This is a genomic window from Pseudomonas sp. 8BK (genome assembly GCF_902506475.1).
Classification (GTDB): domain Bacteria; phylum Pseudomonadota; class Gammaproteobacteria; order Pseudomonadales; family Pseudomonadaceae; genus Aquipseudomonas; species Aquipseudomonas anguilliseptica.
This window is the reverse complement of record NZ_LR733252.1, coordinates 4,256,897-4,277,044: the sequence shown is the minus strand read 5'-3', so window position 1 is coordinate 4,277,044 and position 20,148 is coordinate 4,256,897. Positions and strand designations below refer to the sequence as shown.

11 protein-coding genes and 1 pseudogene are annotated in these 20,148 nt (G+C 62.3%); 8 read left to right on the top strand and 4 right to left on the bottom strand.

Annotated features, from left to right (window positions below; all coding sequences use genetic code 11):
* Positions 1 to 14: 14 nt before the first annotated feature.
* The gene (locus tag ACIN8IBEIGE_RS19950; protein WP_160016183.1) at positions 15 to 4,940 is read left to right on the top strand and encodes an alpha-2-macroglobulin; all 4,926 of its coding nucleotides are present in this window, start codon (positions 15 to 17) and stop codon (positions 4,938 to 4,940) included.
* Positions 4,941 to 5,133: 193 nt separating this feature from the next.
* Here the strand turns inward: ACIN8IBEIGE_RS19950 and ACIN8IBEIGE_RS19945 are convergent, their stop codons facing one another.
* Entirely contained in the window at positions 5,134 to 5,427 is a 294-nt protein-coding gene (locus tag ACIN8IBEIGE_RS19945) for a hypothetical protein (protein WP_090377189.1), read from the bottom strand.
* Between the two features lie 154 nt (positions 5,428 to 5,581).
* Positions 5,582 to 7,069 carry a M4 family metallopeptidase gene (locus ACIN8IBEIGE_RS19940; protein ID WP_160016182.1) on the bottom strand — a complete coding sequence of 496 codons (1,488 nt, stop codon included), beginning with the start codon at positions 7,067 to 7,069 and terminating at the stop codon, positions 5,582 to 5,584.
* Between the two features lie 349 nt (positions 7,070 to 7,418).
* On the opposite strand from ACIN8IBEIGE_RS19940, the gene pbpC reads away from it, so the two are divergent.
* The 4 genes and pseudogenes from pbpC (at position 7,419) to ACIN8IBEIGE_RS21315 (ending at position 12,972) form a co-directional block, all read left to right on the top strand.
* Complete coding sequence (pbpC, locus tag ACIN8IBEIGE_RS19935) at positions 7,419 to 9,788, top strand: peptidoglycan glycosyltransferase PbpC (RefSeq protein ID WP_160016181.1); 2,370 nt, start codon at positions 7,419 to 7,421, stop codon at positions 9,786 to 9,788.
* A 92-nt stretch (positions 9,789 to 9,880) separates the two neighbouring features.
* Entirely contained in the window at positions 9,881 to 10,909 is a 1,029-nt protein-coding gene (locus tag ACIN8IBEIGE_RS19930) for a substrate-binding domain-containing protein (RefSeq protein WP_160016180.1), read from the top strand.
* Positions 10,910 to 11,040: 131 nt separating this feature from the next.
* Positions 11,041 to 12,102: pseudogene (locus ACIN8IBEIGE_RS21320) on the top strand (cache domain-containing protein); the annotation flags it as partial.
* Positions 12,103 to 12,234: 132 nt separating this feature from the next.
* Positions 12,235 to 12,972 (top strand): methyl-accepting chemotaxis protein, encoded by a 738-nt coding sequence (locus ACIN8IBEIGE_RS21315; RefSeq protein ID WP_372240030.1) that lies wholly within the window; start codon positions 12,235 to 12,237, stop codon positions 12,970 to 12,972.
* Between the two features lie 33 nt (positions 12,973 to 13,005).
* Here the strand turns inward: ACIN8IBEIGE_RS21315 and ACIN8IBEIGE_RS19920 are convergent, their stop codons facing one another.
* Positions 13,006 to 14,127: a GGDEF domain-containing protein gene (locus ACIN8IBEIGE_RS19920; RefSeq protein WP_160016178.1), complete on the bottom strand. Its 1,122-nt coding sequence runs from the start codon at positions 14,125 to 14,127 to the stop codon at positions 13,006 to 13,008.
* Positions 14,128 to 14,318: 191 nt separating this feature from the next.
* Between ACIN8IBEIGE_RS19920 and ACIN8IBEIGE_RS19915 the strand changes: the two genes are divergently transcribed.
* From ACIN8IBEIGE_RS19915 to ACIN8IBEIGE_RS21075, 3 genes are all read left to right on the top strand, one after another.
* The gene (locus tag ACIN8IBEIGE_RS19915) at positions 14,319 to 15,224 is read left to right on the top strand and encodes a tripartite tricarboxylate transporter substrate binding protein (RefSeq protein WP_218579711.1); all 906 of its coding nucleotides are present in this window, start codon (positions 14,319 to 14,321) and stop codon (positions 15,222 to 15,224) included.
* Between the two features lie 164 nt (positions 15,225 to 15,388).
* Positions 15,389 to 16,333, top strand: coding sequence for a tripartite tricarboxylate transporter substrate binding protein (locus tag ACIN8IBEIGE_RS19910; RefSeq protein WP_160016176.1), 945 nt, complete (start codon positions 15,389 to 15,391; stop codon positions 16,331 to 16,333).
* A 51-nt stretch (positions 16,334 to 16,384) separates the two neighbouring features.
* Entirely contained in the window at positions 16,385 to 19,117 is a 2,733-nt protein-coding gene (locus tag ACIN8IBEIGE_RS21075; RefSeq protein ID WP_160016175.1) for an EAL domain-containing protein, read from the top strand.
* Positions 19,118 to 19,149: 32 nt separating this feature from the next.
* Here ACIN8IBEIGE_RS21075 and ACIN8IBEIGE_RS19900 read toward each other — a convergent pair whose 3' ends face one another.
* A complete protein-coding gene (locus ACIN8IBEIGE_RS19900) occupies positions 19,150 to 20,001 on the bottom strand; it encodes a universal stress protein (RefSeq protein WP_160016174.1) in 852 nt (283 codons plus the stop codon).
* Positions 20,002 to 20,148 lie beyond the last annotated feature (147 nt).

Below are 20,148 nucleotides of genomic sequence, written 5' to 3'. Positions count from 1 at the left end.
TGTTGGAGCCCGCAATGCCGAAGAATGGACTGCTTCTGGCACTTGTCCTGAGCCTGCTCAGCGCCTGTGATTCATCCACCTCTGGGCCCGCCGAAGTAACGGCGACCCAAGCCACCCCTGTCAGCAGCGAGACGGCCAAACCGACGGTTGACCGCAAGGCGCTGGCCGAGCGTTACGCCGGCCGCGAACTGACTGTGGTGGATGTCTCGGAAGTGCAGCTCGAAGGCGCCAGCACGCTGTCGATCAGCTTCTCGGTGCCGCTTGATCCCGAGCAGAAGCTCGCCGAGCGCATGCACCTGGTCGATAGCAAAAGCGGCAAGGTCGACGGTGCCTGGGAACTGAGCGACAACCTGATGGAGGTGCGCCTGCGCCATCTGGAGCCGCAGCGCAAGCTGGTGCTGACGGTGGATGCCGGGCTGCTCGGGCTGAATGGCAAAAGCCTCGCCGCCGAGCAGGTTACCCGCCTGGAAACCCGCGACCTGCAAGCCAGCGTCGGCTTCGCCAGCCGTGGCTCCTTGCTGCCCACGCGCCTCGCCGAAGGCCTGCCGGTAATCGCGCTGAACGTGGACAAGATCAATGTCGAGTTCTTCCGCATCAAGCCCGAGTCGCTACCGGCCTTCCTTAACCGCTGGGGCCGCTCGAGCAATCTGGATAACTGGGAAGCCCGCAGTCTGCTGCCGATGGCGGACCTGGTCTATGGCGGCCGCTTTGATCTGAACCCGGCGCGCAATACCCGCGAAACCCTGCTGCTGCCAATTGCTGGCCTGGAACCGTTCAAGCAGCCCGGCGTGTACCTGGCGGTGATGCGTGAAGCCGGCAGCTACAACTATTCACAGCCGGCCACGCTGTTCACCCTGAGTGATATAGGTCTGTCCGTACGGCGTTATCAGAACCGTATCGATGTGTTCACCCAGGCCCTGGCCGGGGGGGCAGCGCTGGGTGATGTGCGCCTGGAAGTCCTCAACGCAGAAGGCCAGGTGCTGGCCGAAGGCAAAACCGATGGTGCCGGCCATGGTGAACTGCCGCTGCCGCCCAAGGCCGAAATGCTGCTGGCCCACCAGGGTGAACAGACCAGCCTGCTGCGCCTGAACACCGCGGCGCTGGACCTGGCTGAATTCGACATTGCCGGGCCTGTCGCCCACCCGTTGCAGTTCTTCGTATTTGGCCCGCGTGATCTTTATCGCCCCGGCGAGACCGTGCTGCTCAACGGCCTGCTGCGCGATGCCGATGGCCGCGCGGTAAAAGCCCAGCCGGTAAATGTCGAAGTGCGCCGTCCGGATGAGCAGGTCAGCCGCAAGTTCGTCTGGCAGGCCGATGACGCCGGCCTGTATCAGTACCAGCTGCAACTGGCCGACGAAGCGCCGACCGGGCGCTGGCAGCTGCTGTTCGACCTCGGCGATGGTCGCCAGCAGCTGTATGAATTCTCTGTGGAAGACTTTCTGCCGGAACGTATGGCGCTGGAACTCAAGGGCAGTGAAGAGCCCTATACACCTGCGGAGAACGCCCAGTTCGAGGTCATCGGGCGCTATCTGTATGGCGCTCCGGCAGCCGGCAATCGCCTTAGCGGGCAACTCTATGTCCGTCCGCTGCGTGAGGCGGTGGCCAGCCTGCCGGGCTATCAGTTCGGTTCGGTTACCGAAGAAGAGCTGAGCGAGGACATCGAGCTGGATGAAACCAGCCTGGACGAGCAGGGCAAGGCCAGCCTGGATATCGAAAGCCGCTGGGCCGATGCCAAATCGCCGCTGCGTCTGATTCTGCAAGCCAGCCTGCAGGAGTCCGGTGGTCGGGCGATTACCCGGCGGGTTGTTCAGCCGGTGTGGCCGGCCGAGCGTCTGCCAGGTGTGCGCGGGCTGTTTGACGGCGAAGAAGAAGTGGACGCCGACAGCCTGGCCGAGTTCGAAGTGCTGGTGGCCGATGCCGAGGGTAACAAGCTGGCCGCCGATCAGCTCAGCGTGCGCCTGATTCGTGAACGCCGTGACTACTTCTGGAACTTCTCCGAGAGCGATGGCTGGAGCCATAACTACACCGAGAAATTCCTTACCCTCAACGAGGAAAACCTCAAGGTCGCTGCCGGCGGTACTGCCAAGATCAGTTTCCCGGTGGAGTGGGGCCCGTATCGCATCGAGGTAATCGACGGCCAGACCGGCCTGCTCAGCAGCATGCGCTTCTGGGCCGGCTACCGCTGGCAGGACAACGCCGACGGCGGCGCCGTGCGCCCGGATCAGGTCAAACTGGCGCTGGATAAACCGGCTTATATCGATGGCGACACCGCCCAGGTCACCGTTACCCCGCCTTCTGCGGGCAAGGGCTACCTGATGGTGGAATCCAGCGAGGGACCGCTGTGGTGGCAGGAAATCGAAGTGCCGGCCGAGGGCAAGAGCTTCGATATCCCGATTGCCAAGGACTGGGCACGCCATGACCTGTATGTCAGCGCCCTGGTGATCCGTCCCGGCGAGCGCAAGAACAATGCCACGCCAAAACGTGCGGTCGGCCTGCTGCACCTGCCGCTGGAACGTGCTCCGCGCAAACTGGCGCTAACCCTCACCGCTGCGGAAAAGATGCGCCCCAATCAGCCTCTGAAGGTCAAGGTGCAGGCGCGCAACGCCGACGGCAGCATCCCGAAACAGGCGCAGGTGCTGGTGGCCGCCGTGGATGTCGGCATTCTCAATATCACCGAGTACGCCACGCCCGATCCATTCGCCAACTTCTTTGGCCGTAAGGCCTACGGCGCGGATCAGCTGGATATCTACGGGCAACTGATCGAGGCAGGGCAAGGTCGGGTGGCCAAACTGGCCTTCGGTGGTGACGCGGCGCTGGCCGGTGGCGGCAAGCGCCCGGATACCAGCGTGCTGATCGTCGCCCTGCAGAGTGAGCCGCTGAAACTGAATGAGCAGGGTGAAGGCGAAGTCAGCCTGGCTATCCCCGACTTCAACGGCGAACTACGGCTGATGGCGCAAGCCTGGACCGATGAGCATTACGGTATGGGCGAAGGCAAGACGGTGGTCGCTGCGCCACTGATTGCAGAGCTGTCCGCGCCACGCTTCCTCGCCGGGGGCGATGAAACCACCCTGGCCCTGGACCTGAGCAACCTGTCCGGGCGTGAACAGAAACTCGATGTGCAATTGAGTGCCGAAGGTCAGCTGCGCCTTGCGCAGAACCCCGGTGCAGCGGTAGCACCAATTACCCTGGCCGATGGTCAGCGCACCATCCTGCGCATTCCGGTCACCGCCTTGGGCGGTTACGGCCAAGGGCGTGTCAAGGTCAGTGTCAGCGGCCTGGCCCTGCCCGGTGAGGATCTGCCGCCGTTCAGCCGAGAGTGGACCCTGGGCATTCGCCCGGCCTACCCGGCGCAGCTGCAGCATTTCCGCGCGGTGCTAAAAGGTGACAGCTGGCTGCTGCCGGCTGATGCCCTGAGCCGTTTCGAGGCTGCCGGTCTGGAAGCACGGTTGGCGATTTCCAGCAGGCCGCCGCTGAATCTTGGCGAGCAGATTCGCGCACTCAAGGCCTATCCGTACGGCTGTCTGGAGCAGACCACCAGTGGTCTGTATCCGTCGCTGTACGCCGATGCGGCCACGCTCAAGCGCCTGGGCGTGGAAGCTGAGCCGGATGAGCAACGCAAGCGCTCCATCGAACTGGGCATCGAGCGCCTGCTGAGCATGCAGCGCTACAACGGCAGCTTCGGTCTGTGGGGCGCGGACAGCGATGAGGAGTACTGGCTGACTGCCTACGTCAGCGACTTCCTCCTGCGCGCCCGCGAGCAGGGTTTCGGCGTGCCGGAAGAGGCGCTGAAAAAGGCCAACGAACGCCTGCTGCGCTACCTGCAGGAGCGTCACCTGATCGAGGTCAACTACAGCGACAACGCCAACCACAGCCGCTTTGCCGTGCAGGCCTACGCCGGTTACGTGCTGGCGCGCAGCCAACAGGCGCCGCTGGGTGCCTTGCGTAGCCTGTATGAACGGCGCAGCGATGCACTGTCCGGCTTGCCGCTGGTGCACCTGGCCGTGGCGCTGCAGAAAATGGGCGATCAGCCGCGTGCCGATGAACTGTTGAGCGCCGGCCTGGCCCGTGGTCGTGAGAGCAATAACTGGCTGGCCGACTACGGCAGCCCGCTGCGCGATCAGGCGCTGATTCTGGCGCTGCTCGAAGAGCATGATCTGGCGAAAAATCGCCGTGAAGAGCGGTTGTTCAACCTGGCTGACGAAGTGGCCGGGCAGCAGTGGTTGTCGACCCAGGAACGCAATTCGCTGTACCTGGCTGGGCGCAATCTGCTGAGCAAACCAGAGCCGAGCTGGAGCGCCGCGCTGCAAAGCGGCAGCCTGGCCTTCGAACTGAGCAATGCCCAGCCGGGCCTCAAGCTCGATGGCAGTGATCTGGCGGCGCCGCTGAGCATCAGCAATTCGGCGGAAAAACCGGGCGACACGCCGCTGTATCAGCAGCTGACGCTGTCCGGGTACCCGCGTCAGGCCCCTGCAGCCGGTGGCGAGAATCTCAGCATCTACCGCGAGTACCTGGGCATGGATGGCCAGCCGCTGGATCTGAGCAATCTGCAGAGTGGCGAGCTGGTGCTGGTGCACCTGGCCGTATCCGCCAAGCAGCGCGTACCGGATGCTCTGGTGGTCGACCTGTTGCCGGCGGGCCTGGAGCTTGAAAACCAGAACCTGGCGCAAAGTTCGGCCAGCCTGGACGATGCCAGCAGCGCGGTGAAAGCGTGGCGTGAGTCGATGCAGAACGCGGCGATCAAGCACCAGGAGTTCCGGGGGGATCGCTACGTCGCGGCGCTGGATGTAAACGGCTACGACACCACCCATCTGCTGTACCTGGCCCGCGCCGTTACCCCCGGCAGCTACCGCGTGCCGCCACCGCAAGTGGAGTCGATGTACCGGCCGAACTGGCAGGCCCTGGGTACCACGCCAGGGCGTCTGGTAGTTAAGGAGCGCTAGAACCAGTCTCGGATCTGCTGCGCGTCGGCGATACTGCGTTAAAAATGGCCTCGGAATGCACATTTACAGCACGTAAACTCCGCTTCCTCGGCCATTTTGCCTTGTCTCGCTCTAGCTCGCGGGATCCGAAACAGGTTCTTAGAGAGCACAAGGCCCGCCAAATTGGCGGGCCTTGTTGTTTCGCCTGAGTGACTTAGCTGATCAGACCGCTCAGCAACCATAAGCCGAGCACCAGCCAGATCACCCCGGCAATGATCGAACGGCGGATAAAGGCGCGCACCGCCAGGTACAGCAGCCACAGACCTGCCAACAGAACCACGATGCTGAGCAATGATGGCGTAACCCCCAAGGCCTTGGACATGCCTGTGATAAAGCTGCTGACCGCGCCGCCGAGCATGCCGAAGAAGCCGCTCAAGCCTTCGACGATAAAGCGGATCACCGAACCAACCGCCTCGCCCAGGGATTCAAAAAAACCTTCTACACCCATAGTTCTCGTTCCACTCGACTCTGCGTTGATTGCTGCTGCGCGCCAGTGTGCCAGTCATTGGGCGGAATGACAGCGCTACAGAGCATGAGCTACCAGCGCCGGGCATAGAAAAGCCCCTGCCTCAGCGAGACAGGGGCTTGTGGTGTAGCCCGTTTCAGTTCAGCAGGGTTGGGCAGCTGACACCCACTGCAGCAAAGGCGGCAATGGCATCGGCAGAGCCGTAGCTGCGGTTCTGCGCCGACTGGATCACGCCGCAGGCGCCGCGGTTGAAGTCGCTGGTTTCCGTCCAATAGAAACGGTTGGCGTCGACAAACACTTCAAACGCTTTGCGGGTATTCCAGCCGATTTTCTGGCTGAGCAGGTAGAACGCGCGGTTATACACTCCGCTTGAGTGGTGGACATCCATACCGGCACGGTACTTGTCGGCGTGGTCAATGGAGCGGCCATCACGGCTGGGTTGGTCCATATAGCGCAAGGCGCCGTCACCTTTGAAGATGTCGTAGCCGACCTTCCAGTCATTCTTGCCTTTCATAAAGTATTCGGCCGCTTCGCCAGCCATATCGGAGAACGCCTCATTGATGCCGCCGGACTGGTTGCTGTAGACCAATCCCGAATGCAGCTCGGTAAAGCCATGGCTGACTTCGTGGGCGGAAACGTCCAGCGATACCAATGGGTAGAAGCGATTGCGACCATCGCCGAAGGTCATCGCTTGACCGTCCCAGAAGGCATTTTCATAACCGTTGCCGTAATGCACTTTCATATACAGCTTGCGGTTGAGCAGCGGACGCAGGCCGCCAAACCAGTTGCCATACATCTGGAACACCACGTTGCCGAAATAGTGCGCGTCGTTCAGCGGCGAGAACGCGCCGTTGATGCTCTTGAAGTCGTTGAACGAACAGGCGAACTGGAAGGGCGTGGTGCTGCTGTTGTTCAGGCTGTGGTTGAGGTTGACGGTGATGACATTGCCGCTGTCCATCTGGCATTTTTTGTTGACCGAAAGATGTCCGTAGTCCGTGCCATACAGGTAGCGGCCACTTTTCAGGTTGCCGCCTGGGCCGGTTGCCTGCGCGTGATTGAGGCCTTCCCATTGATCGAGCAGCTCGCCGCTGTTGGCTTCGATCATAAAGAACGGGCGTGAAGGTTTGGTTCCAGGGACAAAGAACGACACCACGTATGCCAGCTGTGCGCGTTGCTGCGCATCGAGCCGCACAACCAGTTCGCTCTGTTCGTTCTCGCTCGGCAGGCCGCTGGCTTTCAGGCTTTTGGCCATTTCCAGGGCTTGTTTGGCGCTGAGCGTTGGCGTTGCATCGCGTACCAGGTCGCTGCTGATGTCACTCACCAGGCGGCCGCTGCGCAGGGGCTGGCTACCGTCGGTAAACTCGGTGATGGCTTCGCCCCACACCCGGATGCCCTTATAGAACTGCTGGTAGCGCACGACCTGGGCACCACCAGGCAGTTGCGCACTCAGGGTGGCGTTCAGCTCATCCGGCTGCAGCCCAAGGTCATCATGGATGTCGCCGGCACCGGCTATACCGGGGCGGATTGGCAGGGTTGAGAGATCAATCAGTTCTGCGGCGAAGGTGCCGGCGGGGGAAACCAGTGCGGCGAGTAGCAAGGTTTTCGGGAAGATCTTCCTGTGCATTGATGTAGCTCCATTGGGTAAGCGGAGGATGGCTCCGTGAATAGCCCGTTGCCTTATGGCGATAACGGTTTTTCACTGTTTTCGGTGCGGCGGGTAGCCAAGCGTTAACAGCGAACCCAAGGTATAGGCGTCAAAAATACGAATATCAAAAAAATGACGCAAAAAGATAACAATGGGCGCAAACAGCTCTAGCACGGTACTTTTGCTCGTATGTTCTGGCGGATATGGCCTGTTCTCCCGGGTGTTGTGCATCTGCGCGTTAGGTCGCGAGTTGCCAGCGGTGGCCAGAAATATTGGGCATTGCCGCGTATAGTGCGGCGCTTCAGGGATGTGTGTTGAGAGAGGCGCTATGCGTTCTGGGCAGGGTCGGTTGATAGCAGCGCGCGCTGTCGTGCTGAGGTGTTTGCGCCGTCCCTGGCTGGCTATTGCGCTGTGCCTGCTGCTGATTCTGCTAGTGGCCGACCGGCTGTTTCCACTGCCTTTGCCAGGCGATGATCTGGCCCGCGTGGTGCTGGCCGAGGACGGTGCGCCGCTGTGGCGTTTTGCTGACCATGACGGCGTGTGGCGTTATCCGGTCAGCCCCAGTGAGGTGTCACCCTATTACCTGGACGCGCTGCTGACCTATGAGGATCGCTGGTTCTATCAGCACCCTGGGGTCAACCCGTTGGCGCTGGGCCGCGCGGCCTGGCAGAACCTCAGTGGCGGGCGCGTGCTCTCGGGCGGCAGCACGCTGTCGATGCAGGTAGCGCGCCTGCTTGATCCGCATGCGCGCAGTTACAGCGGCAAGCTCAAGCAACTGTGGCGCACGCTGCAGCTGGAGTGGCACCTGTCAAAGGATGAAGTCCTCACCCTTTATCTCAACCGCGCGCCGTTTGGCGGCACGCTGCAGGGGGTGGCGGCCGCCAGTTGGGCTTATCTGGGTAAGGCGCCGAGTCAGCTAACCCGCGCCGAAGCCGCGCTGCTCGCGGTGCTGCCGCAGGCGCCCAGCCGTTTGCGTCCGGATCGTCATCCCGAGCGGGCCCAGGCCGCGCGCGACAAAGTGCTCAAGCGTCTGGCCAGTTTCCAGGTGTGGCCGCAATCGGCGATCAATGATGCGCTGGAGGAACCAGTGCTGCTGGCGCCGCGTCAGGAACCACGCCTGGCGCCGCTGCTGGCGCGACGGTTGAACTCCCGCAGCAGTCCGCCGCTGATTCGCACCACTATCGATGCCGGCTTGCAGCGCCGCCTGGAAGACCTGCTGCTGGGTTGGCGTGCACGGCTGCCGGAGCGCACCTCGGCGGCGATTCTGGTGGTCGAGCAGCCAAGCATGGCGGTGCGTGCCTACCTTGGATCGGTGGATATCGGCGATGCCAAACGCTTTGGTCATGTCGACATGATCAACGCCGTGCGCTCGCCCGGCTCGACGCTGAAACCCTTTCTCTACGGGATGGCGCTGGACGAGGGGCTGATCCATTCCGAATCTCTGCTGCAGGATGTGCCACGGCGTTATGGCGATTACCGCCCAGGCAACTTTGCCGCCGGCTTCAGCGGCGCAGTATCCGCCAGTGAGGCGCTGGCCACCTCACTCAATCTGCCTGCCGTGCAACTGCTGGAAGCCTATGGGCCGAAGCGCTTTGCCGGAGAACTGCGCAGCGCTGGGGTGCCCTTGCTGCTGCCACCGCTGGCCGAGCCCAACCTGGCGCTGATTCTCGGCGGGGCCGGCAGCCGGCTGGAGGAACTGGTCAGCGGATACAGCGCATTTGCTCGCGGCGGCATGGCCGCACGCCTGCGTTTTCAGCCACAGGATGGCTTGCATGAACGGCGCTTGCTGTCGCCCGGCTCGGCGTGGATCGTGCGGCGCATTCTCAGCGGTCAGGCGCGCCCGGACCGTGACCCGCGTGCGCAGTTGGTGCAGCGCCCGAGCCTGGCCTGGAAGACCGGCACCAGCTATGGCTTTCGTGATGCCTGGGCGATTGGCGTGGCGCCGCGTTACCTGATTGGCATCTGGATTGGCCGCCCCGATGGCACCCCGGTGTCTGGGCAGTTTGGCTTGGCGTCGGCCGCGCCACTGCTGCTGCAGGTGCATGATCTGTTGGTCAACCGCGACAGCCAGCGCGGTATTGCGCTGCCGATAGACCCGCAGCCGACCTCGGTCGGCGTGGCTGCGATCTGCTGGCCGCTGGGCCAACCGCTGGACAGTCGCGACCCCAACTGCCGACGCCAGCGCTTTGCCTGGACCCTTGACGGCACCACGCCACCGACCTTGCCAGCGCAGGATCAACCGCTGGGTTTGGGGCTGCAGGAGAGCATCTGGGTGAATGCCGCTGGGCTGCGCGTGGATGCCAGTTGCCCGGGGGCGACGGCACAAAGCCTGGCCTTGTGGCCTGCGCCGCTGGAACCCTGGTTGCCGCGCCGCGAACGTCGCAGTGCGCGCTTGCCGGCGGCTGATCCGCAGTGCCCGCCGCGGCATGCGCCAGTCGTTGCGCCGCTGTCGATTGTCGGCGTGCGTGAGGGTGATCATCTGCGTCGCCCGGCCGGCAGTAGCGAAGCGCTGCGCTTGCGCCTGTCGGCACTGGGCGGCAGCGGCCGGCGCTGGTGGTTTGTCGACGGTCAGCCGATTGCCGAAACCAGCGCCGATGCGCTGTTCAATCACGCCTTCGCGCGCAACGGGCAGTATCAGCTCAGTGTGCTGGACGAAAGCGGGCAGACCGCGCGTGTTGAGTTCAGTCTGTCGGACTGAAACGCGCGGCAGGGTGTCCTGGCCATGAGTGACTACGCTGTTAGGTGAAGGTTGGCACAGTCGTCTGCCGACCGGTCGCGCAGGGATATGCGATGGCGAGATATAGATACGCAGCCGCTATCTGCCTTAGTGGGCTGTTGTTCAGTGCACTGCTGATTGCGAGTGAGTGGGCCGGGCCGACACAGGCGCCGCCCGCACGCAGCGGCATGCAGGTGAGTTTTATTGCGGCGGATTTCCGCAACGGTGGGGTCGTCGGCGTGTACCGCAGCTTTGAACGCGCGGCCAAGTTGCTGGGTTGGCGGGTGCATGCGGTGGATGGCCGTGGCGATGTGGTGGAGATCAAGCGGCTGGCCGCTGAGGTGCTTGAGCGTAACCCCGATGGCGTAGTGCTCGGTGGCTTCGAGCCGGGTTACCTGGGGGAGTTGCATCAAGCCTTTCAAGACCGCGAGATCGCTTTGGTCGGTTGGCACGCCGGGGATCGGCCGGGGCCGACAGACAAGCTGTTCAGCAATATCACCAGCGACCCCCTGCAGGTGGCCGACCTGGCTGTCGAGTACGCCATGCGTGACGGCCAGATCGGTGTGGTGCTGTTCACCGACAGCCAGTTCGCCATTGCCACCGCCAAGACCCAACGCATGGTGCAACGTCTGGAAGAGTGCGTGCAGTGCAAGGTGCTGAGCGTCGAAGACCTGCCGATTGCTAGTGCCGGCAAGGGCATGGATGAGCGTGTGCGCTCGTTGCAGCGCCGCTTCGGTGCTGAGTGGAGCCATACCCTGGCAATCAACGATGTCTATTTCGACCATATCAACGTGCCGCTCAATGCCCTCGGGCGTAAGGACATCCGCAATATTTCCGCTGGCGATGGCTCGGCCAAGGCGCTGGGGCGCATCCACTCAGGGTTGTCCCAGCAGGTCGCCACCGTCGCCGAGCCGTTGGGCATGCAGGGCTGGCAGCTGGTGGATGAACTGAACCGAGCCTTTGCCGACCAGCCGCCGAGCCTGTTTGTCACACCGCCTCTGCTGATCACCCCGCAGGTGCTGCAGGAGTCGGACGACCTCAGCATAGAACTGGACTTCAGCCATGAAGATGCTTATCTGCGGCTTTGGCGGCAGGTGGACTGAGTTGTTCCCGGCGCTAGTTAAAGTCAGCAGCCGGTGCAGCCGATAGCGGTTATACGTCGCCGGATAATTGAGTTTGTATACAAAATTGTATTCAATCTGTGGTTTCAAATAATAACTAGAAGGTAATCTCCATGGGCTTGTGGAAACGCAGCATCCAGTGGCAGCTAATTCTCAGCATGGGCGCCGCCCTGCTCGCCAGCATTCTGATCGTGGTAGGCGTCTACTCCGCAGTGGTCAATCGCCTGACCGAGCGCTTCCTGGTCGAAGAGGCCTTGCCGGCGCGGGTGCTGGCGATTCGTAACGATCTGGAGCGGGTGCTGACCGCACCAATCACCGCCAATGCCGGAATTGCCGGCAACGCCTTTATCCAGGACTGGTTGGCGGCCGGCGAAGAGGAAGGCCAGCGCGATGCCGTGGCACGTTACCTGGAGGGCGTGCGCGAGCAGCAGAACGCCCTGACCACTTCGATTGCCGTGCTGGACAGCGGCAACTATTTCACCGGTGCGGGCCTGGCTCGGGTGATCAGCCGTGATCAGCCGGAGAACCAGTGGTTCTACAAACTGGTCGACAGCAGCCGCGACCAGGTGCTGGAAATCGACATCGACAAGGGCACGCGCCTGCCGACCCTGTTTATCAACCAGCGGATCAAGCAGGGCGGCAAAACCCTCGGCGTTTCCGGATTGGGCTTCAGCCTCAAGGCCATGTCGGAAATGATCCGCGACTTTCGTTTTGGTGAGCGCGGTCAGGTGTTTCTGATTGATGCCCAGGGCGAGGTCAAGGTGCACCCACAGGCTGACCTGAGCGGCAGTGGCCGCCTCGCCGAGCTGTTTGGCAAGGCGCCGGCTGATGAGCTGTTGGGCAGCGGTGGCAAGGCGGTACGCTTCGAGCGTGATGGTGAAACCTATCTGGCGGTGGCGCAGAAGCTCTCCAGTTTGGACTGGCTGTTGGTCAGCGAGGTGCCGGAAGCGGAAATCTATGCCGAGGCTCGCCAGGCGCTGCTGATGACCAGTGCTATCGGGGTGGGCGTGGCCTTGCTGTTCCTCGGCTTGGTGGTGCTACTGGCGCGTGGTCTGGTTCGGCCGATTCGTCAGGTGACCGCTGCACTGGTGGAGATTGGCGGTGGCGGTGGCGATCTGACCCGTCGCCTGGATGAGTCCCGCGAGGATGAACTGGGCGATCTGGCCCGTGGCTTCAACCGTTTTATCGGTGGTCAGCGCAGCCTGATCAGCGATGTGCTGGCGACCAGTGAGCGTTTGCGCGCGTCGGTCAGTCAGGTGGCGCAGGTGGTCGACAACACCGCCGGGCGCTCCAGTCAGCAACAGGAAATGACCGATATGGTCGCCACGGCGGTGCACGAGATGGGCCTGACCGTGCAGGAAATCGCCCGGAATGCCAGCAGTGCCGCACATGCCTCGCAGTCGGCGCGTGATGAAGCGCAGCAGGCGCGCAAGGTGGTTGGCCAGTCGATCAGCCATATCGAGAGTATGTCCGCCGATATCGGCGGTGCGGCGGCGGCGGTCAGCGAGCTGGCCGAGCAGGTGGCCTCGATTGATCAGGTGCTGGCGGTGATTCGCGGGATTTCCGAGCAGACCAACCTGCTGGCACTCAACGCCGCCATCGAAGCGGCGCGGGCCGGTGAGATGGGCCGTGGTTTTGCCGTGGTAGCCGATGAGGTGCGCACCCTGGCCAGTCGCACGCAGAGCTCCACCGATGAAATCCAGCAGATGATTCAGCGCCTTAAACAAGGCGCGGAAACGGCCGTGAGCTCCATGCACGCCGGGCAGAGCGCCACTGGCACCGGGGTCGAGGCCAGTCAGCGCACCGGGCACTCACTCAGTGCGATTACCGAGCAGGTTGAGCGTATCAGCGATATGAACACCCAGGTGGCCGCTGCTACCGAGGAACAATCGTCGGTGACCGAGGAAATCAACCGCAACGTGCAGGGTATTGCCGACCTGGCGCATGCCACTGCCGGTGAGGTACAGGTGTGTAAAGAGGACTGCCAGACCCTGCGCGGCCTGGCCGATGACCTGGCCAAGCAGATGAGCAGCTTCCGCCTTTAGGTGTTATCCGGCGGCACGTTTGTGCCGCCGCATTCAGGCCAGTTCCAGGCGATTGCGCCCGGCCGCCTTGGCCTGATACAGCGCATCGTCGACCCGCTTGAAGAACGCTTCGGCACTGCCGTCGCGCAGCATGTCATAGCAACCCACCCCCAGGCTCGCGGTCAGCGGCAGAATCGCTCCCGGTACATTGAAGCCTTCACGTTCCAGCTCCAGACGAAACTGCTCGGCCAGCAGACGTGCCTGTTCCAGTGGGGTGTTGGGCATCAGAATGCCGAACTCTTCGCCGCCCAGGCGCAGCAGCGCGTCGCTGTCGCGGCGGAAGTTCTGGCGCATGCGTTCGGCAAAGTCGCTCAGGCAGCTGTCACCGCAGGCATGCCCGTACTCGTCGTTGATCCGCTTGAAGAAGTCGATATCCAGCAGTACCAGCGACAACGGCTGGCTCTGCCGCTGGGCGTTGGCCACCATCACCGGGAACAGGCTGTTGAACTGATAGCGGTTACCCAGCTGGGTCAGGCTGTCGGTGCGGCTGAGGTGTTCGAGGCGTTCCTGCTGGTCGAGCAGCTGCAGTTCCATGGCCAGGGTGTTGTGGTACTCGCGGTGGCTGCGGTTCAGCACCAGCAGCAGGTAGCTCAAATAGAAACTCAGGGTGATCAGGATGGCGTACTGCTCGCGCCATGTCAGTGCCAGGGTCAGCAGCCCCGGCAGATAAATCAGCAGCAGAGCGAGCATTGCACGCTTTTTGCGCATAGCGAAGTTGAAGACCAGTGCGGTACTGAAGGCAATGGTGCTGAGGGTGGCGATGATCACCGAGCTGCTGAACAGCGGATTGTGCTGCGCCAGGGCGTGGGCCAGCCCCCAACCCAGCGCGGTGATCAGAATCAGGCTCCAGTGCAGGTTAAGCCAGCGACTGAGTGCTTCGTTGCTCTGCTCCTGAGGCAGGCGATGTAGCACGCGCAAGGCCAGCAGCAGGGCAAACAGAGCGATGCCGACAACGCCCGGCAGCACCAGTGCGCCTGGAGCATCGCTGAACATCCAGGTCAGCAGCCACGCCAGCAGGTAATAAATACCGCCAAGTGGCGAGCGGATGCGTGTGTCCTGCGCTTCGCGCCAGAGGGCGAAGGCGTCTGGCTGGCGGGGGACTTGGGCTTCAGTCATGGTCTGTGATCACAAAATAACGGCTTGATCGCAGCATAACCCTTTGCTTTTGAAAAAGCTGTCAGATTGCTATCGCGCCCCTGTGGGCTAAAACCATAGAACGGGGTTACAGCTTTTGCGACCTGCGTGCGGTATTGCCAGGTGTGGAGGTGGTGGTGATGAATAGACGCAGTTGTTGGGCGGTGTTGTGTATGTTTTTGGCTTTGAACAGCCAGGCATCGACCTTCCCTGAGCGGCCGCTGACCATGATCATTGGCTATGCCGCTGGTGGCAGCACCGATATTCAGGGGCGGGTGCTGGCCGACGTGCTGGCGGAGCAATTGGGGCAGCCGGTCAGGGTGAACAACCTGCCTGGTGCTGGCGGGGCGGTGGCGGCAGCCATGCTGGCCAGTAGCGCCGAGCAGGGTTATGTCTTCCAGTACGGTATTTCTTCGACCATCAGCTTTTCCCCATTGCTCGCGCCGACCTCCTACGATCTCGACAGCTTTACCTATGTAGCCGGCTTGTCACTGGATCAATCAGCCTATGTCACGGGAGGACAGAGCGGTTTTACCGATTGGCCGAGCCTGCTCCAGCACCTGCGTGATAACCCTGGCCAGGTGTATGTCACGCAAACTGCCGAGGACCGCTTGTTGACCCGCGCCATTGCCAAACGCGAGGGGTTGCAGCTGCGCATTGTGCCCACCTCTGGCGGTGCGGGCATGGCCCCGCTGGTGATTTCCGGCGAGGTGTTCTTTGCCTACAGCGGGGGCACTCATACCGGCTATACCGAATCGGGACAGATGCGGGTGCTGGCCAGCCTGGCCGAAGAGCGTCTGCTGGGCTATCCCGATGCACCAACCCTGCGCGAACTGGGCTATGACCTGGCCTTGCATGCGGTGCGAATTGTCACCGTACCGGCCGACACACCAGCGGAACAGGTGAGCATCCTGTTCAATGCTCTGGCGGCGGCGGTACGTGACCCGCGCTTTATCGAGGTGACCGAAACACGCATCCGCCAGCCTATTCGCTTTATGCCGGGCGGCGAGGTCAAGACCATGCTGAGTCAACAGGTGCAGGCTTATCGGCAATTGATCGAGGAGGTCGGTGCTCAGTAAAAGCCTGGCTGATGGGCGCGCAAGTTGCATCGCCTGGCGTACTGATCGTGCACCAACGGGCCTGCGGGTTGCTGGCCGATGTAAGGGCTGCAGGGTGCACCAAAAAGGTGCTGGGCGTGTTCCTGGCTGAGCGGGTGGTTGTTGATCAGTGCACGAGGTGAACCATGGCATTACTGCGTTTTCTGTTGTTGAGCGGCTGCCTGGGGTTGTTGCCGTGGCAGGTTCAGGCGGCAAGTTTTCCGGAGCGACCGCTGACCATGATCATCGGTTATGCCGCAGGTGGCAGCACCGATTTGCAGGGGCGGGTGCTGGCCACCGTGCTGGAAGAGCAGTTGGGGCAGAAGATCACCGTCAGCAACATTCCCGGTGCCGGCGGCGCGGCCTCGGCGTCGATGCTGGCCAGCAGTATTGAGCAGGGCTATGTGTTCCAGTTCGGCGGCTCGTCGGTGGTCAGCATTGCGCCGCTGCTGTCGCCAGCCTCTTATGATCCGGACAGTTTTACCTACGTGGCAGGGCTTTCGCTGGAGCAGCCGGCTTTTGTCACCGGTTCTAAGCGTGGCATCCAGGATTGGCCTGGGCTGCTGGCCTATCTGCGCGCCACGCCGGGGCAGATCTATGTCAGCCAGGCCGCGGAAGATCGTCTGATTATCCGCGCCCTGGCCAAGCGCGAAGGGCTGGAGTTACGCACTGTGCCGACCTCGGGCGGCGCTGGGATGGCACCCTTGGTGCTTTCCGGCGATGCCGTGTTTGCCTACAGCGGCGGCACCCATACGGGTTACACCGAGTCTGGCGAAATGCGGGTACTGGCCAGCCTGGCCGATACCCGCCTGCTGGGCTACCCCGATGCGCCGACTCTGCGCGAGCTGGGTTACGACCTGGGCCTGCATACCATGCGCATCGTTATGGTGCCGGCCAATACCCCGGCCGAGCAGGTTGAGATACTGGCCGATGCCCTGGCGGTCGCGGCCAAGGACCCGCGTTTTATTGAAGTCACCGAGCAACGCATTCGCCAGCCGGTGCTGTTTATGCGCGGCGATGAGATCAAGCCTATGCTGGTTAGGCAGATGCAAGAGTACCGAACACTGATTGATGACATCGGATTGCAGTAGGCACCGACAGGGATTAGCTGACTGTGTTGTGACCCTGAGGCGCGGATGCAGATGAGTAGTCGCAAGAATCACATGCCGAAAGCGGCACGTTGGGAGCTGAAGTTCTCGACGCGGATTGCCTTGCTGTTTGGCATGCTCGGCATGGTGGCGATCACGGTGGTGATGGTTTACGCGCTGCGCACGGCCGAGGCCAACCTGCAGAGTGAAATCCGCAATAGCTTGGCGCAATACCAGCGCACCACTGTCAGCCTGATCAATAACCGCCTGCAGCTGCTTGAGGTGTATCTGCACAGCGCTTCGGCGCGGCGTACCGTCAGCGCCTTGTCCGAGCAGGTTATGCCGGTTGAGAAAATCGCCGCAGACGTGGCCTTTATGTTTCAGGACGCCAACATTGATGCGCGCCTGGAGGTGTTCTTCCTGCTTGATCCGACCGGCAAGCTGGTGATGGATGCCGGCCTACCGCTGCATGACATCAAACCTTTGGTGGCGTCGTTACGCTCGCCGATTCATTACGCCCACGGCTGGACACTGGTGCAGGCCGGGGAGCAGAGCGCCTTGATCAAGGCCACGCCGATCTTCGATCCGGCCACCGTGCAGCTGCGCGGCTATCTGTTCGTCGGCCTGGCCCTAGGGCAGAACCGCACGTTTATTCGCGAGCTGAGTGCCAGCACCAAGCTCGATCTGCTAGTGCTCGGGCACGCCCAGCAGCCGTTGGTCTGGCAGGGCGACAGCGAGCTTGGGCTCACTGGTGATAAAGCCCTGGATGATCTGGCGCGCGATGGCCAGGGGCTTTATGTGCAGCGGTTTCCTATCCGCCTGGCGGGTGTCGAAGAGCCGTTCTGGCTGGTGCTGGGGGTTTCCGACAGCCGCTTTGCTTCGATCTACGACAGCTACCTGCAATCGTTTCTAATCCTCAGTGGCGGTTTTCTACTGCTGCTGCTGGCGGCCGCCTGGCTGCTGCGCATCAGCCATGATCGGGCGATCAACCAGTTGCTCGGCTTTATCGAAGCCACCCAGGCCGGCGGCCGGGGGTTGCGCTTTCAACCGACCGGCATCTATGAATACAACCGCGTTGGTGTGGCGATGCAGCACATGGTCGAAGACCTGCACGTCGCTGCCACGGTGTTCGAATCGGCCGAAGGCATGGTGGTCACCGATGCCGAGCATGTGGTGCTGCGCGCCAACCCGGCGTTCACCCGCATGACTGGCTACAGCGAACGTGAGGTGGTCGGCAGCACCCTGGATTACATGCTGGCGCAGGGCAGTTTCGACATCGTGCGTGATGCCATGCTCGCCGCGTTGGCGCATGACGGCGCCTGGCAGGGGGAAATGCCCGGGCGGCGCAAGAATGGCCAGGAATACCCGCAGTGGGTGAGCATTGCCGCGGTGCGCTGCGGCGCCGATGGGCAGCTGATCAACTACGTGATCACCCTGACCGATACCACCCAACGCAAAGCCGCCGAGCAGCGCATCGAACAGTTGGCCTATTACGATCCGCTGACCCATCTGCCCAACCGCCGTTTGCAACGCGAGCGCCTGGAGTACGCCTTGCTGGCCAGCCAGGACAGCGAGCAGCGCGGGGCGGTGCTGTTTATCGACCTGGACGACTTCAAAACGCTGAACGATGCTCGTGGCCACGATATTGGTGACCAGTTGTTGCAGCAGGTCGCCGAGCGCCTGACCAGCTGCGTGCGGCAAAGCGACAGTGTGGCGCGCATCGGCGGTGATGAGTTTGTCATCCTGCTGGAAAACCTCGGGCAGGAGCCGGTGCATGCGGCGCAGCAGGCCGAGGCGATTGCCAGCAAGATTCTGCTGGCCTTGCGGCAGCCGTTCCGCATGGGTGAGATCGAGCATTTCAGCACCCTGAGTATCGGCATCGCCATGTTCAACGGCACCGGCGAACCCTTGGATGACCTGCTGAAACAGGCTGACCTGGCCATGTACCAGGCCAAGGCGCAGGGGCGTAACACCTGCTGTTTCTTTGAACCGCAGATGCAGCTGCGGGTGGTGCAGCGCGCCAGCCTGGAAAGTGACCTGCGCCAGGGGCTGCTGAAAAGCGAGTTTGTGCTCTATTACCAGGCGCAGATCGATCAGCGTGAGGGGTTGCAGGGCGCGGAAGTGCTGCTGCGTTGGCAACACCCGGAGCGCGGCCTGTTGGCGCCGGGGGAAATCATTCCGGTGGCCGAGGGCAGCGGTCTGATTCTGCCGTTGGGCGAATGGGTGCTGGAAACTGCCTGCGCGACGCTGGCGCAGTGGGGGCGACGGGCGCAAACCCGGCACCTCAGTCTGTCGGTGAATGTCAGTACCAAACAGCTGCAGCAGGCTGATTTTGTCGAGCAGGTGTTGCATATCGTGCAGCGCAGCGGCTGCGACCCGAGCCGGCTAAAGCTGGAAATTACCGAGAGCATGCTGCTCGACGGTCGCGCGGCGGTGATCGCCAAAATGGCCCGACTCAAGGCTCACGGCGTGCGCTTTTCCCTGGACGACTTCGGTACCGGCTACTCGTCGCTGTCCTACCTCAAGACCCTGCCGCTGGATCAGCTGAAGATCGACCGTTCGTTTGTCTGCGACCTGTTGAGTGACCCGCTGGATGCGGATATTGCCCGCACCATCGTCTCGCTGGCCCATGCGCTGAAACTGGATGTGATTGCCGAGGGGGTGGAAACCCTGGAGCAGTCCGAGCGCCTGAGCAGCTTTGGCTGCACGCGCTTTCAGGGTTACTACTTCGGTCGTCCAGTGCCGCTGGAACAGTTGTTTGCAGGGCAGCCGGTCAACGCCAGCTAGGCGACTGGAAGCGGCCGCCCATTGCGCAACACCTAGCGCAGAATCAGCAGCGCGCTGTTGCTGGTGCGCAGTAGGGTACTGGTGGTGCTGCCGACCAGGAACTGGCGAATCCGCGAGTGGCCATAGGCGCCCATGGCCAATAGATCAATGCCTTGCTCGAGCTGGTAGGTGTGCAGGGTGGGTTCTACCTCTCCGGCGCGAATCGCCAGATACACTGCGCTGGCCGAGCCTTGCACGACACGTTCAGCGGCCTTGAGTTGTTCCCAGGCATCGCTGGTATCCGCGCCGATCATCACCAGATGGCACGGCAGGCCTTTGAGCAGCGGGCTGGCGGCAATCATTTCCAGGCTCTTGCGCGCGGTGGCGCTGCCGTCATAAGCCAGCATATAGCTTTGCGGTGCCTTGAATTCGCCGCAGCTGACCAGAATTGGTCGGTGCAGGGTTCGGATAACGTTCTCCAGATTGCTGCCGACCAGCTGGCTGAGGCTGTCGCTGGTCTTGCCTTGGCGGCCGATCACCAGCAGGCGGATATCGCTCTCCAGCTCGTGCAGGCAGTCGACCAGATCGCCATGGCGCTGGCGCAGTTGTGCCGGCTCCACACCATCGGCCTGCACTCGCTCGTGGGCTGCTTCGAGCATCAGCCGGCCTTGTTCCATGGCCAGCTTGTGACGTTGCTGATCAAGCTTGGCCAGCTCCTCGAGCAGGTGCTCGCGGCTGCCCAGGCCGATGTTGCCGGACAGGTCCGGGTTGGTTGGGTACTGCACCTCATCCAGCACGTGCAGCAGAGTCAGTGGCGCACTCAGACGCTGGCTGGCCCAGGCGGCGTAATCGCATACCGCGCGGGTGGATTGCGAACCATCAATGCATGCCATTACTTGGGTCATTGCTGTTCTCCTTGATTAGAGGGATTTAGAACCGTAGCGCGATGGTCAGGCAAGGCGAAATCAGCCGTAAAAGCGGAGTGTACGCGTCGTACATGAGCATTTTGAGACGCCGTGTCTCGGGCTGATTCCAACGCGGCATGGCCGAGC

Excerpts from the sequence above, each read along its gene's own strand:
- ACIN8IBEIGE_RS19950 (WP_160016183.1), top strand. The coding sequence starts at position 15 with ATGCCGAAGAATGGACTGCTTCTGGCACTTGTCCTGAGCCTGCTCAGC.
- ACIN8IBEIGE_RS19945 (WP_090377189.1), bottom strand. The coding sequence starts at position 5,427 with ATGGGTGTAGAAGGTTTTTTTGAATCCCTGGGCGAGGCGGTTGGTTCG.
- ACIN8IBEIGE_RS19940 (WP_160016182.1), bottom strand. The coding sequence starts at position 7,069 with ATGCACAGGAAGATCTTCCCGAAAACCTTGCTACTCGCCGCACTGGTT.
- pbpC (WP_160016181.1), top strand. The coding sequence starts at position 7,419 with ATGCGTTCTGGGCAGGGTCGGTTGATAGCAGCGCGCGCTGTCGTGCTG.
- ACIN8IBEIGE_RS19930 (WP_160016180.1), top strand. The coding sequence starts at position 9,881 with ATGGCGAGATATAGATACGCAGCCGCTATCTGCCTTAGTGGGCTGTTG.
- ACIN8IBEIGE_RS21315 (WP_372240030.1), top strand. The coding sequence starts at position 12,235 with ATGACCGATATGGTCGCCACGGCGGTGCACGAGATGGGCCTGACCGTG.
- ACIN8IBEIGE_RS19920 (WP_160016178.1), bottom strand. The coding sequence starts at position 14,127 with ATGACTGAAGCCCAAGTCCCCCGCCAGCCAGACGCCTTCGCCCTCTGG.
- ACIN8IBEIGE_RS19915 (WP_218579711.1), top strand. The coding sequence starts at position 14,319 with ATGTTTTTGGCTTTGAACAGCCAGGCATCGACCTTCCCTGAGCGGCCG.
- ACIN8IBEIGE_RS19910 (WP_160016176.1), top strand. The coding sequence starts at position 15,389 with ATGGCATTACTGCGTTTTCTGTTGTTGAGCGGCTGCCTGGGGTTGTTG.
- ACIN8IBEIGE_RS21075 (WP_160016175.1), top strand. The coding sequence starts at position 16,385 with ATGAGTAGTCGCAAGAATCACATGCCGAAAGCGGCACGTTGGGAGCTG.
- ACIN8IBEIGE_RS19900 (WP_160016174.1), bottom strand. The coding sequence starts at position 20,001 with ATGACCCAAGTAATGGCATGCATTGATGGTTCGCAATCCACCCGCGCG.